This window comes from Pseudomonas sp. VS40, assembly GCF_018587885.1.
Lineage (GTDB): Bacteria > Pseudomonadota > Gammaproteobacteria > Pseudomonadales > Pseudomonadaceae > Aquipseudomonas > Aquipseudomonas pergaminensis.
The window spans coordinates 141545-154295 of sequence record NZ_JAGYWD010000008.1 but is presented as its reverse complement, the minus strand read 5'-3'; the positions used below and the strand labels follow the sequence as shown (position 1 = coordinate 154295).

The 12751-nt window shown below is 62.9% G+C and carries 11 protein-coding genes; 3 read left to right on the top strand and 8 right to left on the bottom strand.

The features are described 5' to 3' along the window. Positions 1 to 177 precede the first annotated feature (177 nt). The 7 genes from KHP07_RS22945 to KHP07_RS22915 form a co-directional block, all read right to left on the bottom strand. Complete coding sequence (locus KHP07_RS22945) at positions 178 to 720, bottom strand: 3'-5' exonuclease (RefSeq protein WP_078049594.1); 543 nt, start codon at positions 718 to 720, stop codon at positions 178 to 180. A 73-nt stretch (positions 721 to 793) separates the two neighbouring features. Continuing rightward, positions 794 to 2677, bottom strand: a complete 1884-nt coding sequence (locus KHP07_RS22940) for an acetyl/propionyl/methylcrotonyl-CoA carboxylase subunit alpha (protein ID WP_214498088.1) — start codon at positions 2675 to 2677, stop codon at positions 794 to 796. Between the two features lie 367 nt (positions 2678 to 3044). Next, a complete protein-coding gene (locus KHP07_RS22935; protein WP_214498087.1) occupies positions 3045 to 3806 on the bottom strand; it encodes an enoyl-CoA hydratase/isomerase family protein in 762 nt (253 codons plus the stop codon). Then, positions 3803 to 4960: an acyl-CoA dehydrogenase family protein gene (gene atuD, locus KHP07_RS22930; RefSeq protein WP_214498086.1), complete on the bottom strand. Its 1158-nt coding sequence runs from the start codon at positions 4958 to 4960 to the stop codon at positions 3803 to 3805. The genes KHP07_RS22935 and atuD overlap by 4 nt, the downstream gene beginning before the upstream one ends. 45 nt (positions 4961 to 5005) lie before the next feature. Next, positions 5006 to 6622: an acyl-CoA carboxylase subunit beta gene (gene atuC, locus KHP07_RS22925; RefSeq protein ID WP_214498085.1), complete on the bottom strand. Its 1617-nt coding sequence runs from the start codon at positions 6620 to 6622 to the stop codon at positions 5006 to 5008. A gap of 3 nt (positions 6623 to 6625) precedes the next feature. After that, the gene (locus tag KHP07_RS22920; RefSeq protein ID WP_214498084.1) at positions 6626 to 7498 is read right to left on the bottom strand and encodes an SDR family oxidoreductase; all 873 of its coding nucleotides are present in this window, start codon (positions 7496 to 7498) and stop codon (positions 6626 to 6628) included. A gap of 13 nt (positions 7499 to 7511) precedes the next feature. Next, the gene (locus KHP07_RS22915) at positions 7512 to 9290 is read right to left on the bottom strand and encodes an acyclic terpene utilization AtuA family protein (RefSeq protein WP_214498083.1); all 1779 of its coding nucleotides are present in this window, start codon (positions 9288 to 9290) and stop codon (positions 7512 to 7514) included. A gap of 153 nt (positions 9291 to 9443) precedes the next feature. Between KHP07_RS22915 and KHP07_RS22910 the strand changes: the two genes are divergently transcribed. Both KHP07_RS22910 and KHP07_RS22905 read left to right on the top strand, forming a co-directional pair. Beyond that, positions 9444 to 10067 (top strand): TetR/AcrR family transcriptional regulator, encoded by a 624-nt coding sequence (locus KHP07_RS22910; RefSeq protein ID WP_078049586.1) that lies wholly within the window; start codon positions 9444 to 9446, stop codon positions 10065 to 10067. Between the two features lie 94 nt (positions 10068 to 10161). After that, a complete protein-coding gene (locus tag KHP07_RS22905; RefSeq protein WP_214498082.1) occupies positions 10162 to 10950 on the top strand; it encodes a substrate-binding periplasmic protein in 789 nt (262 codons plus the stop codon). Positions 10951 to 11110: 160 nt separating this feature from the next. Here the strand turns inward: KHP07_RS22905 and KHP07_RS22900 are convergent, their stop codons facing one another. After that, on the bottom strand, positions 11111 to 11662 hold the full coding sequence (locus KHP07_RS22900; RefSeq protein WP_005789991.1) for an RNA polymerase factor sigma-70: 552 nt from the start codon (positions 11660 to 11662) through the stop codon (positions 11111 to 11113). Positions 11663 to 11964: 302 nt separating this feature from the next. Here KHP07_RS22900 and KHP07_RS22895 point away from each other — a divergent pair, with 302 nt between their 5' ends. After that, a complete protein-coding gene (locus tag KHP07_RS22895; RefSeq protein ID WP_214498081.1) occupies positions 11965 to 12717 on the top strand; it encodes a thioesterase II family protein in 753 nt (250 codons plus the stop codon). Positions 12718 to 12751 lie beyond the last annotated feature (34 nt).

Below are 12751 nucleotides of genomic sequence, written 5' to 3'. Positions count from 1 at the left end.
CGAATCCTCGAAAAGTGAGTAAAGGCTTCACGCACCCTGTAGGCGCCGGCTTGCCGGCGATGGCATTCGCTTGTGCGATGCCCGGCATGCGGGCCTCATCGCCGGCAAGCCGGCGCCTACAGGGAATGCAGATTACGGAAATAGGTCGGCCAGTATGCCCAAGCCTTGGGGAGCTGCCTAGACCGGCAGAATCAGCGGCAGCAGGCGCGCGGTGTTGCGTGCATCCTCCAGCGCCCGATGTTGCTGGCCATGGAACTGCATCCCCGCCAATTGCAGGGCGCCGTTGAGCCCCAGGGGCTTGTCCAGGCGCCGGGCCTTGGCGAAGCGCTGTTTGAGGTTCACATGGGGTGTCTGGGCGAGTGCACTGGCCAGGCCATGACGCTGCCACTCCAACTCCAGCTGCTTGCGATCGTAATCACCCCAGCTGGCCCAACCTTCCAGGCGCGCCTGATGCTGGCCCAGCCAGCGTTCGAACAACGGCCACACCTCGGTGATCGGCGCGGCGGTATCGATGTTCGCTTGGGTGATGTGGGTCAATTGGCGACAAAAGGGCGTCAGCAATGGCCGGCGCAGCGGTCGCACAAAGCGCTGGAAGTGATCCAGCTCGCGGCCCTGGCGGTTCACCAGGCTCGCGCCGATCTCGATGACTTCCATCTCCGTCACGGGCCAGCCGCCTTCATCCGTTGTGGCTTCAAGGTCAATAATCAGCCAATGGGGCATCGCGCAGGTTCCCGTTCTCTTCCCTTTCTGTTGGGGATAGAGCGTAGCCCGGCCCTGTAGTTCCGCCTAGGGGCTAGACGATCTCCAGTAAAACCTGACGATTGCGCACTTGATCGCCCGTGGCCACCTGCACGCCCTTGATCACACCGTCGATACCGGCCGTCAGCGGATGCTCCATTTTCATGGCTTCGAGCACCAGCAGCAGTTGGCCTTTGGTGACGCTGTCGCCGGCGCTGACCCGCACATCGACGATCGCACCGTCCATTGGCGCCTTGACCGTGCCGCTGCTGGCGTTGGCCTGGCGGCTGGCGATGTGCTGGCTGCGGTCGACCACGGTGAGGCCGGGTAGCCACAGTCGGTTGGCTTCGAGGTGATAGGCAACGCGACGGCGGATACCCTTGGACACCCAGGTGGCGAAGCGACCGTCGATGGTGAGGGGCAGGGGCTCGGTACTGACGGTGTGGAGCTCGCCGTTGACCTCGAGCCGGTAGCTGCGGGACGCGCTGGCGTTGTTGCGCCATCCGGCCAGGGCTTGGGGATGCTGGTGTGCGCTGTGTGCGTAAAACAGTGCGGCGGCCAGGCTGAGTTGTTCTGCTGAGGGGGGCTGGGGCTGGATTTCGCTGAAGTGTCGCGCGATAAACCCGGTGCTGAAATCGCCAGCAATAAAATCCGGGTGCTTGAGCAGGGCGGCCAATAGCTGCCGATTGGTCTGCAGGCCCAGCAATACGGTGTCTTCCACCGCCCTTAGCAGTTTACGCCGCGCTTCTTCGCGGGTGGCGCCGTGGGCGATGAGCTTGCCGAGCATCGGGTCGTAGAACGGGCTGATGCACTGGCCTTGCACCACACCATGATCGATGCGTACACCAGTCGCCGGTTCCCAGCGCAGCACTTCGCCGGTTTGCGGCAGGAAGCCTTGGGCCGGGTCTTCGGCGTACAGGCGCACCTCGATGGCGTGGCCGCTAAGGGTGACGTCCGCCTGCGTCAGCGGCAGTGGCTGGCCGGCGGCGATCTGCAGTTGCCAATCCACCAGGTCGAGGCCGGTGATCAGTTCGGTCACCGGATGTTCCACTTGCAGGCGCGTGTTCATTTCCAGGAAGTAGAACCGACCGTGGCGGTCGAGCAGGAATTCCACGGTGCCGGCGCCGACGTAGTTCACCGCACGTCCGGCCTTCAAAGCAGCTTCGCCCATGGCTTGGCGCAGCTCGGGCGTCATGACAGGGCAGGGGGCTTCTTCGATGACTTTCTGGTGGCGGCGCTGGATCGAGCAGTCGCGCTCACCGAGGTAAATGAGGTGGCCGTGGCTGTCGCCGAACAGCTGGATTTCGACGTGGCGCGGGTCGATCAGCGCTTGTTCGAGGATCAGTTCGTCGCTGCCGAAGGCGTTTTTGGCTTCCGAGCGGGCGGTGTGCAGGTTGTCCAGCAGGTCTTTCGATTGGTGTACGAGGCGCATGCCGCGACCGCCGCCGCCGGCGCTGGCCTTGATCATCAGGGGGTAGCCGATGCGGTCGGCTTCCTGTTGCAGGGTGGTGTCGTCCTGCGCGCTGCCCTGGTAGCCGGCGATGCAGGGAACGCCGGCTTCGAGCATGGCGAGTTTGGACAGGCGTTTGCTGCCCATCAGTTCGATGGCTTCAACGCTGGGGCCGATGAAGGTGAGGCCGGCGTGTTGACAGGCGCGGGCGAAGTCGGGGTTTTCGGAGAGGAAGCCGTAGCCGGGGTGGATGGCGTCGGCGCCTGTTAGTTTGGCGGCGTTGAGGATGGCTTCGATGTTGAGGTATGACTGGTGGACGGGGGCCGGACCGATGTGCACGGCTTCGTCAGCCATCTGCACATGCAGGGCCTGGGCGTCGGCTTCGCTGTAGATGGCCACAGTGCGATAGCCTAGGGCTTGGGCGGTGCGCTGGATGCGGCAGGCGATTTCGCCGCGGTTGGCGATCAGGATTTTTGTTAGCTGCGGCATTTTTGGGCTCCGGGTACATATCCGTTGTTTGGGTAACGGCTGCTATGGGTTCCGCCCTTACGGCGGCTCACTTTTGAAGAGCGCAAAAGTAAGCAAAACGCTCTTGCCCCAACACTCGGTGCCTCGCCTAGGCTCGGCATGCCGTAACGAAGGCTTTAATCCGTGGGCCGCCGCGATGGGCCATCCTTGGCCCAGCGCGGCTAAACCGGCGTCCTGCCGGGTTACCCACGGATTCAAGCCTGCGTTCGGCCAGCGTGTTTGACGGGGCGCCCAAGATCAAAATCAAAAGCGCGGCGGCCTTAGAGCCGACCGGTTTGTACGTGCCGTACTCGGTCCAAATGTGGGAGCGGGCTTGCCCGCGAAGGCGTCATCGGCACCACTTCGGTTTCCGCTTCTGCACAAACGCCTGCGTCCCCTCAATCCCTTCCTCACTCCTCACGGCCTCGGCAAACCACTGCGCTCCTCGATCCAGTACTGCCTCAAGCGGTTCATCCACACTCGCGAGCAGCAGCGCTTTGGTCCGTGCATTGGCGCCTGGCGCACACTTCAGTACCTGGCCCAATACGTCATCCAGCCGCTCCGCCAACGCCTGGGAATCGCGCTCGGTGAAGTGCACAACGCCCAGCCGCTCGGCTTCCAGGCCGTCAAATCGCGCGGCGGTAAGCGCCAGGCGGCGTGCCTGGGTCAGCCCGATGCGCTTGACCACAAATGGCGCTATCTGCGCCGGCAGCAAGCCCAGGCTGGTTTCCGGCAGGCCGAATTGCGCTTGGTGATCGGCGATGGCGATATCGCTCACGCACGCCAGGCCAAAACCGCCGCCCAGCACCGCGCCTTGCAGCACCACGATCACCACTTGCGGCACCGCTTCTACTTCTTGCAGCAAGGTGCCGAATGCGCGGTTCAGCGCCTGGAGTTGATTGCCCGCCGTGACCAGGTCTTTCACGTCCGCCCCGGCGCAAAAGTGCCCGCCCGCGCCGCTGATCACCACGGCCCGCGTCTGGCTGTCCAGCTGCGCCAGCACGCTGCGCAGTTCATTGACCATTTCCAGGCTCATCGCATTGCGGCATTCCGGGCGGTTTAGGGTGATGTGCAGCACACCGTTGTGCGGTTCGAGCAGCAGGGTGTTCATGATTTTTTCCCCGGCAAGGTGCCCATCAGTTTGCAGATGATGCCCAGCATGATTTCGTCGGCGCCGCCGCCGATCGAGACCAGGCGCACATCGCGATAGGCGCGGGCCACCGGGTTGTCCCACATGAAGCCCATGCCGCCCCAGTATTGCAGGCAACTGTCGCTGACTTCGCGGCCCAGGCGGCCCGCCTTGAGCTTGGCCATGGAAGCCAGGCGAGTCACGTCCTGGCCTTTGATGTATTGCTCGGTGGCCTGGTAGACCAGCGCGCGCAGGCATTCGATTTCGGTGGACAGTTCGGCCAGCCGGAAGTGAATCACTTGGTTGTCGATCAGCGCCTTGCCGAAGGTCTGGCGCTCCTTGCAGTACTCGATAGTGCTGTCGATGCAATGCTCCAAGCCCTTGATCATGTTGGCCGCGCCAAACAGGCGTTCTTCCTGGAACTGCAGCATCTGCATCATGAACCCCGCGCCTTCGTGGCCAATGCGGTTGCGCTGCGGTACGCGCACGTCGTCGAAGAACACCTGGGCGGTCTCGGAACTGTGCATGCCGAGCTTTTCCAGGGGCGGGCTGACACTGATGCCGGGGGTGTTCATCGGCACCATGATCAGCGACTTGTTGATGTGCGGCTTGTCGTCGGAGGTGTTGGCCAGCAGGCAGATGAAGTCGGCGCTGGGCGAATTGGTGATCCACATTTTGCTGCCGTTGATCACGTAGTCGTCGCCGTCCTTGCGCGCATGGGTTTTCAGCCCGGCGACGTCGGAGCCGGCGCCGGTTTCCGAAACACCGATGCAGCCGACCTGCTCGCCGCTGATGGCCGGACGCAGGAATTCATCGCGCAGTTCATCGGAGCCGAAGCGGGCGAGGGCGGGGGTGCACATGTCGGTCTGCACGCCGATGGACATGGGAATGCCGCCGCAGCGGATGGTGCCGAACTCTTCGGCGGCGACGATGGAATAGCTGTAGTCCAGGCCCATGCCGCCGAATTGCTCCGGCTTGGATATGCCCAGCAGGCCGAGGTCACCGGCCTTGCGAAAGATCTCGTGGATGGGGAAGCGCCCGGCCTTTTCCCACTCGTCGACATGGGGGTTGATCTCGCGGTCGACGAAGGCGCGGACGGTGCGGCGCAGTTCCTGGTGTTCCTGGGTGAAGATCATTTTTATTGTGCTCCTTATCGCGACGCGGGGCGTCTCGGGCGAACGTTAGAGACGCGCCACGCCAAAGCTGTTGGGCTGCAACGCCCGCACTTCGGCCTCATGGCAGATATCCAGCAAAAAGCCGAGCAATGTGCGGGTATCCCTGGGATCAATCAGCCCGTCATCCCACAGGTTCGCACTGCCGTAGAGTGCAGTGGATTGGCTGTCGAGCTTCTGCGCGGTGACCTGTTCCAGCATGTCCAGGACCTTAGGGTCTGGCACCAGGCCGTCCTTCAACTGCTTGGCCTCGGTGACGATGCGCAGCACCTTGCCCGCCTGGGCACCGCCCATCACCGCCGTGCGGCTGTTGGGCCAGGCGAAAATGAAGCGTGGGTCCAGGCCGCGGCCGCACATCGCGTAGTTGCCGGCGCCGTAGGAGCCGCCCACCACCACCGTGAGTTTAGGCACTCGCGCATTGGCGACCGCCTGGATCATCTTCGCGCCGTGCTTGATCACCCCTTGCTGCTCCGATTCGGTGCCCACCATGAAGCCGGTGGTGTTGTGCAGGAACACCAGCGGCGTGCGGCTCTGGTCGCACAGCTGGATAAATTGCGCGGCCTTGCTCGCGCCCTTGGGCGTGATGGGGCCGTTGTTGCCGATAACGCCGACTGCGCGCCCCTGGATGTGCAGGTGGCCGCAGACAGTGTGGGCGTCGAACTCGCCCTTGAATTCAAGAAAGTGCGAGCCGTCGGCCAGGCGCGCGAGGATCTCGCGGACGTCGTAGGGTTTTTTCGGGTCATCCGGGATCAGGCCCAGCAGGTCTTCGATGGGGTACAGCGGCTCTGCATAAGCCCGCTTGGTCGCAGGCGGCAGGTGATCATTCCAGGGCAGCAGGCTGACAATCTCGCGGGCGATGCGCACGCCGTCGGCGTCATTTTCCGCCAGGTACTCGGCGGTGCCGGCGGTTTGTGCGTGCATCTCGGCGCCGCCCAGTTCTTCATCGGTCGCCACTTCGCCGGTCGCGGCTTTAAGCAGCGGCGGGCCGGCGAGAAACAGCTTGGCCCGGCCGCGCACCACCACCACGTAATCCGACAACCCTGGCTGATAGGCGCCGCCGGCCGTGGCCGAGCCATGCACCACGGTGATCTGCGGCAACCCCATGGCTGACAGGCGCGCCTGGTTGGCGAAGCTGCGCGCGCCTTCGACGAAAATCTCGGCGGCATAGTTGAGGTTGGCGCCGCCGCTTTCGGCGAGGGTCACCACCGGCAGTTTGTTCTCCATGGCGATCTGTTGCAGGCGCAGGGATTTCTTCAGGCCGGAGGGGGAAATAGTACCGCCCTTGATCGCGCTGTTATTGGCCACCACCAGCATGCGCACGCCGCTGACGTAGCCGATGCCGGCGATCAACCCACCACCGGCGGCGCTGCCGTCCTTGTCGTCGTGCAACTTGTAGCCGGCCAGGCTGGCCAGTTCCAGGAACGGCGCGCCGGGGTCCAGCAGCAGGTTGAGGCGCTCGCGGGGCAGCAGTTGGCCGCGCTTGTCGAACTTGGCCTTGGCTTCCTGCGCCTTGGCGAGCAGGTTGTGTTCCAACTGCTGAAGCTGGGCGATGGCCGTCAGCATGGCTTCGCGGTTTTGCGCGAACTGGGCGCTGTGGGTGTCGATCAAGGATTCAATCACCGGCATGGTCTATTGCTCCGTCTTGAGCACATCGGGCAGGTAAGCGCGGTGGAAGCCATTGAAGGGTTCGCTCGGCGATTGCGCCTTGTGCAATGGCCAGGCGCGGCTGCCCAGGCTGGCGGCACCGTCGATGCGCAAGGTGCTGCCGCTGATAAAGGCGGCGGCGGGGCTGAGCAGGAACACGATCGCCGCGCTGACTTCCGACTCGGTGCCAATGCGCTTGAGCGGCACGTGTTCGCGCAAGGTCGGAATCACCGCCTTGAAGGCGCCTTCGTAGGTGTCCATGCCACTGGAGGCGATCCATCCCGGCGCCACGGCATTCACGCGGACGCCGGCATAACCCCATTCAAAGGCGGCGGTCTTGGTGACGTTGTCCATGCCGGCACGCGCCGCGCCTGAGTGGCCCATGCCGGGCATGCCGCCCCACATGTCGGCGAGCATGTTGACGATGGCGCCGCCGTGCTTGCTCATGGATTGGTTGAACACTTCCCGGGCCATCAGGAAGCCGCCAACCAGGTTGGTGCGCAGCACGGTCTCGAAGCCTTTCTGATTGATCGCGGCCAGCGGCGACGGATATTGGCCACCCGCATTGTTGACCAGGCCGTGGATCGGGCCATGCGCCTGAATGATGTGTTTGACCAGCGCCTTGACCGCCTCTTCATCGCGAATGTCGCACACCTGCCAATCGGCGGTGCCGCCGTCTTCGGCGATCTCGATGGCGACGTTCTGCAGTTTCTCCGCCTTGCGCCCTACCAGGATCACGTGAGCGCCGAGGGCCGCCAGTTCATGGGCGATGCAACGGCCAATGCCGCTGCCGCCACCGGTGACTATCACGGTTTGCCCCTGGAACAGATCGGCTTTGAAGATTGAGTCGAAGGCCACGGCAAGGCTCCTGTCAGGTGAGAGAATCTGCGATGTGTTGCGGCACGGCGATGGGGATTTCCAGCAGTTGCTGGGCGAAGGCCTTGCCCTGAGGGTCGATGCGCAGGCTGGCGATGCCGCCGCCGCCCAGGGCGTTTTCCAGCAGGAAATTGAGGCTGTGGCTGCCGGGCAGGTACCAGCGCTCGACGCGACCATGCACGGGGTCGAGCACATGGCCCATCCAGTCGACGATCACTGCCGGGGTGAGTGCTTCGGCGATCCACGGCAGGTAGTCGGGGTCGCGGGCGATCACGCCGATGTTGCTGTGGTTGCCCTTGTCGCCGGAACGCGCCACGGCCAGTTTCACCAACGGTACGCTGGCATCGGCGCGGCCTTGTGGCGTGGGTGGCTCAATCGGCGCATCCGGCAGGGTGGGCGTGTCGGCCATCGGCCGTGCGCAGGCGTGGCGTTCGCCCTGGAAGTCGATCTCGATGTCACAGGAGGCCTTGTCGATCAGGAACGAAAACAGCCGGATCAACGGGTACACGGTTGGCCGTCCGCCGACGATGCCGGTGAGGCCGGGCGCCATGCCAGTAGCGGCCTGGGCGATTTCGCGGGCGAACAGCACCAATGCTTGTTTGTTGGGATGACGCACTGCCAGTTTCACCACCACCTCGCGGCAGTCCTGGCGCATCGCGTGGGCGCCGTAGGTGGTTTCGCTGCCGAGCAATTCGATGTTCACTTCGGTGAAAGGCGCCCAGCCGCGTTGGCTGAACAGTTCCGAGGTCTTGTTGATGATCGCCTGGCTGACCCGTTCGGCCTTGGCCACGGCATCGATCCCGGCGATCAGGCAACTGGCGGTGCAGCGGAAACCGTCCGGGTAAGTGGCGCTGACTTTGTACTGGTCGGTCGGCGGCAAACCCTTGGCGCCGTGCAGGCGTACGCAGTGCTTGCCTTGTTGCTGCAGCTTGACCTGGCTGAAATCGCAGATCACATCCGGCAGCAGGTACGCGTGTGGGTCGCCAATTTCATACAGCAGCTGTTCGGCCACGCTGAGTTCGCTGATCAGTCCGCCCGTGCCGTCGACTTTGTTCACGGTGAACTGGCCGTCGGCGCTGACTTCGACGATGGGAAAACCGATGTGCTCGTAGTCCGGCACGTTGCGCCAATCGGTGAAGTTGCCGCCGGTGCACTGCGCGCCACACTCGACGATATGCCCGGCCAGTGCGGCCTGGGCGAGGCGGTCGTAGTCCTGCCATGACCAGTCGAACTCATGCACCAGCGCGGCGCTGACCACTGCGCTGTCGACCACCCGGCCGGTGATGACGATATCCGCACCCAGCAGCAGCGCCTGGGTGATGCCCGGTGCACCCAGGTAGGCATTGGCGGACACGCACATCGGCGGCAGTGGCGTGCCATTGAACATGTCGGTGATGGTGTGAAGATGCTTGAGCTGGGGTTGCAGGTCATCGCCCAGGAGCACGGCGATTTTCAGCGCGACGCCTGCCTTGTCGCAGGCCGCTTGCAGGGCGGCGGCGCAGGCCTGGGGGTTGATACCGCCGGCGTTGCTGATCACCCGCACGCCCTGGCGCTGGATATCGGCGAGCAGCGGGGTGAGCACCTCGACAAAATCCGTGGCATAACCGGCCTGGGGATCTTTCATGCGCGCGCCGGCGAGGATCGACATGGTGATTTCCGCCAGGTAGTCGAACACCAGGTAATCCAGTTTGCCGCCGTGCACCAATTGGGCTGCGGCGGTGCAGGTGTCGCCCCAGAAGGCGCTGGCGCAGCCGATACGAACCGTCTTGCTCATGAGAAATCCTTCCTCGAATGGCTGGCAACGAGACTACCAAGCAAGCGCTTGGTTTGTAAACTCCGGACACAAGTTTTAGCCAAGCGCTTGCTTGGGTGGCCGGCACGGCCTAAATTGCCGGCCAAGACGTCCGTGGAAGTAGAGGAGAGAGGCATGGATGAGCACAAAGCCCTGCGGGTGATGCGCACCATGGTCGATGGCGGCCAATTGACCGACCCCGACAGTGCCCGTGGCAAGCTGCTGCAAACCGCGGCCCACCTGTTTCGCAACAAGGGTTTTGAGCGCACCACCGTGCGCGACCTGGCCAGCGCCGTGGGCATCCAGTCCGGCAGCATCTTTCATCACTTCAAGAGCAAGGACGAGATCCTGCGCGCGGTGATGGAAGAAACCATCCACTACAACACCGCGATGATGCGCGCTTCGCTTGAAGAAGCGAGCAACGTCCGCGAACGCGTGCTGGCGCTGATCCGCTGCGAATTGCAGTCGATCATGGGCGGCAGCGGCGAAGCCATGGCGGTGCTGGTGTACGAGTGGCGCTCACTGTCGGCCGAAGGCCAGGCCCAGGTGCTGGCCCTGCGCGATGTGTATGAGGCGATCTGGCTGCAGGTACTGGGCGAGGCCAAGGACGCCGGTTATATCCGTGGCGATGTATTTATTACCCGGCGTTTCCTCACCGGCGCCTTGTCCTGGACCACCACCTGGTTTCGCGCCGAGGGCAGCCTGACGCTCGAGCAGTTGGCCGAAGAAGCCCTGCTGATGGTTCTGAAAGCGGATTGAGGCGCAAGCTATTAATTTGCCGGTGGAAAGTTGTCTCGCCAGACAAAAACGCCTAGCTTATCGCCATGAGTGTTTTTGAACGGTGTGTGCCTTGATGTTTTCGCCATGGCGGCTGGCTGCAGGACTGACCTTTTGGGCACTGGGCACCGCGTGGTGGGTGCCGGCTTCGGCTGCGCAATTGGTCCGCATCGGTGCGGCACATTTCCCGCCCTACACCGTGCGCCCCGAGCAGGGCGCCGACACCGGTTTGCTGCCACAACTGGTCGAGGCCCTCAACGCTTCGCAAACCAACTACCAATTTGTACTGGTGCCCACTTCTATCCCGCGACGCTTTCGTGATTTCGAGCAGGGCCGGGTGGACATGGCCATCTTCGAAAACCCCGACTGGGGCTGGCAGAAGATTCCCCACACTACCGTCGACATGGGCCTGGAAGATGCAGAAATCTTCGTCGCCCAGCGTGAGACCGGTCGCGACCAACGCTATTTCGCCGACCTCAAGGGCAAACGCCTGGCCGTATTCAGCGGGTATCACTACGCCTTCGCCAACTTCAACCCCGACCCCAAGTACATGGCCGAGCACTTCAACGCCACGTTGACCTATTCCCATGACAGCAACCTGCTGATGGTTGCGCGCGGGCGTGCCGACATCGCCTTGGTGACCCGTTCGTACTTGAGTGACTTTATGGTGCGCAACGCGGACATGGCGGGGCAGTTCCTGGTGTCGGAGCGCATCGACCAGGTGTATCACCACTATGCGCTGCTGCGGCCAAAGGCGCCGATCACGGGGGAAGCCTTTTCCGCGTTGCTCAAGCGCTTGCGTGACGATGGCGAGATGCTGAAGATTTTCGAGCCGTATCGTATTGATGTGATGCCGGTGCCCTGACAGGCACGCTGCAGATCGTCTTGGTAGACATAGGCTCATGTGGGAGCTGGCTTGCCTGCGATGCGGGCGACTCGGTGTATTTGTCAAACCGCATCGCCAGCTCCCACACAAGCCAGCTCCCACATTTGATTTGCTGAGTGTCAGATCACTCTGCTGAGCGTCAAACCCTGCGCGCAAACGTATCGCTATGGCTGCCCGACACCTTGCGGCAGTGCACCAGCGCATCACGGATCATGAAGTTCACCAGGGTCGGCGAAACCCCCAGTTCCTTGGCGATATCCTTTTGCGGCACGCCGTGCAGGCGGTACATCTCGAACGCGTAGCGGGTGCGTTGGGGCAGCTCCGTCAGGGCGTCGGCGATGTTTTCCAGGGTGTTGAAATTGATGTGCGAGGTTTCCGGTGAAGCGCCGTGAATAACCACATTCAAGCCTTCCTCTTCCGTCCCGGAGTATTTGAGCTCCAGGGCCTGCTTGCGGTAGTGATCGATCGCCAGGTTGCGCACGATCTGGAACAGATAACTCAGCTGGGCCTTGAACGATGAGGTGATCGTCGGCGCCGATTGCAGCCGGAAGTAGGCGTCCTGCACTACGTCTTCGGCTCGGGAGCGGCACCCTGTAATGCGTGCCGCGATCTTCACCAGAATCAGCCGGTTATCGACGAATGCCTGGAGAAGCGGTGAGTCGCACCTGCCTGTGGATACTTGTTCCGTCATGGAAATCACCTTGTCGCAAAAGAGGTTAGGGGAGGGCGTCCTTGCTGAGGCCTCCTACACATCGGGCAACAAATTATGCTTAATGATAATGATTGTCAAATGAGAAGGCGAACTAATCTTATGCTTTCTTGTTTGGTGTGAACCACGTCTCGCTCGTACCCGGCGACTAATTATTTGCCGGTGCCGTCCGTTCTTCTGGGTGACAGGTCCGTTAGTAAAACGGCCAAGGATCAGCACCCGCAGGAGGACGAAATGGGTTTCTATCGTGCATACAGCGTGTTTCAGTTTGGAGTCGTCGCTCGATGAGTACGCCGACTCGACTGCGCCTGTTCTGCCTGCCCTATTCGGGCGCCAGCGCCATGATTTACGCGCGCTGGCGCCGGGCCTTGCCTGAATGGTTGCAGGTGTGTCCGCTGGAATTGCCCGGTCGTGGCATGCGCATGGACGAGCCGCTGCAGCGCGATATCAAGGCCTTGGCCACGCAGCTCGCGGAGGAAATCAGCCGCGACTTGAACGGTCCCTACGCCCTGTTCGGCCACAGCCTTGGAGGCCTGCTCGCCTTTGAGCTGGCGCACGGCTTGAGCGCTCGCGGCGTGCCCGCGCCGCTGGCGTTGTTCGCCTCCGGCACAGCCGGGCCGGCGCGTCGTGACGTCAGCGAGTACGCCATCGAAAAGACCGACGAACAACTCATCACCCGCCTGCGCGAACTGCAAGGCACCGCTGAAGAAGCCCTGGCCAACCCCGAGTTGATGCAGTTGATGCTGCCGATCCTGCGTGCCGATTTCCTGCTGTGCGGCAGCTTCACCTACGGCGAGCGCACGCCGTTGGACATGCCGATCCACGTGTTCGGCGGCAAACAGGACAGCGTGCGCGCCGACCAGTTGCTCGACTGGCAACTCGACGCCGCCAGTGGCTTTTCCCTGGACATGTTCGACGGTCACCACTTCTTCCTCATCCAGCACGAAAGCGCCGTGCTGCGTTGCGTGCGGCGCTATGCCGACGAACACCTGGCCCGCTGGCGCAATGGCGCGGCGCGGCAACTGGCCGCTGGCTAAAAGCTCCCCAATTCCCGAATTTCCCGTAAGCCGA

What these genes read in the sequence shown, in the direction of transcription:
- KHP07_RS22945 (WP_078049594.1), bottom strand. Translation starts at nt 720, where the DNA reads ATGCCCCATTGGCTGATTATTGACCTTGAAGCCACAACGGATGAAGGC.
- KHP07_RS22940 (WP_214498088.1), bottom strand. Translation starts at nt 2,677, where the DNA reads ATGCCGCAGCTAACAAAAATCCTGATCGCCAACCGCGGCGAAATCGCC.
- KHP07_RS22935 (WP_214498087.1), bottom strand. Translation starts at nt 3,806, where the DNA reads ATGAACACCCTGCTGCTCGAACCGCACAACGGTGTGCTGCACATCACC.
- atuD (WP_214498086.1), bottom strand. Translation starts at nt 4,960, where the DNA reads ATGATCTTCACCCAGGAACACCAGGAACTGCGCCGCACCGTCCGCGCC.
- atuC (WP_214498085.1), bottom strand. Translation starts at nt 6,622, where the DNA reads ATGCCGGTGATTGAATCCTTGATCGACACCCACAGCGCCCAGTTCGCG.
- KHP07_RS22915 (WP_214498083.1), bottom strand. Translation starts at nt 9,290, where the DNA reads ATGAGCAAGACGGTTCGTATCGGCTGCGCCAGCGCCTTCTGGGGCGAC.
- KHP07_RS22910 (WP_078049586.1), top strand. Translation starts at nt 9,444, where the DNA reads ATGGATGAGCACAAAGCCCTGCGGGTGATGCGCACCATGGTCGATGGC.
- KHP07_RS22905 (WP_214498082.1), top strand. Translation starts at nt 10,162, where the DNA reads ATGTTTTCGCCATGGCGGCTGGCTGCAGGACTGACCTTTTGGGCACTG.
- KHP07_RS22900 (WP_005789991.1), bottom strand. Translation starts at nt 11,662, where the DNA reads ATGACGGAACAAGTATCCACAGGCAGGTGCGACTCACCGCTTCTCCAG.
- KHP07_RS22895 (WP_214498081.1), top strand. Translation starts at nt 11,965, where the DNA reads ATGAGTACGCCGACTCGACTGCGCCTGTTCTGCCTGCCCTATTCGGGC.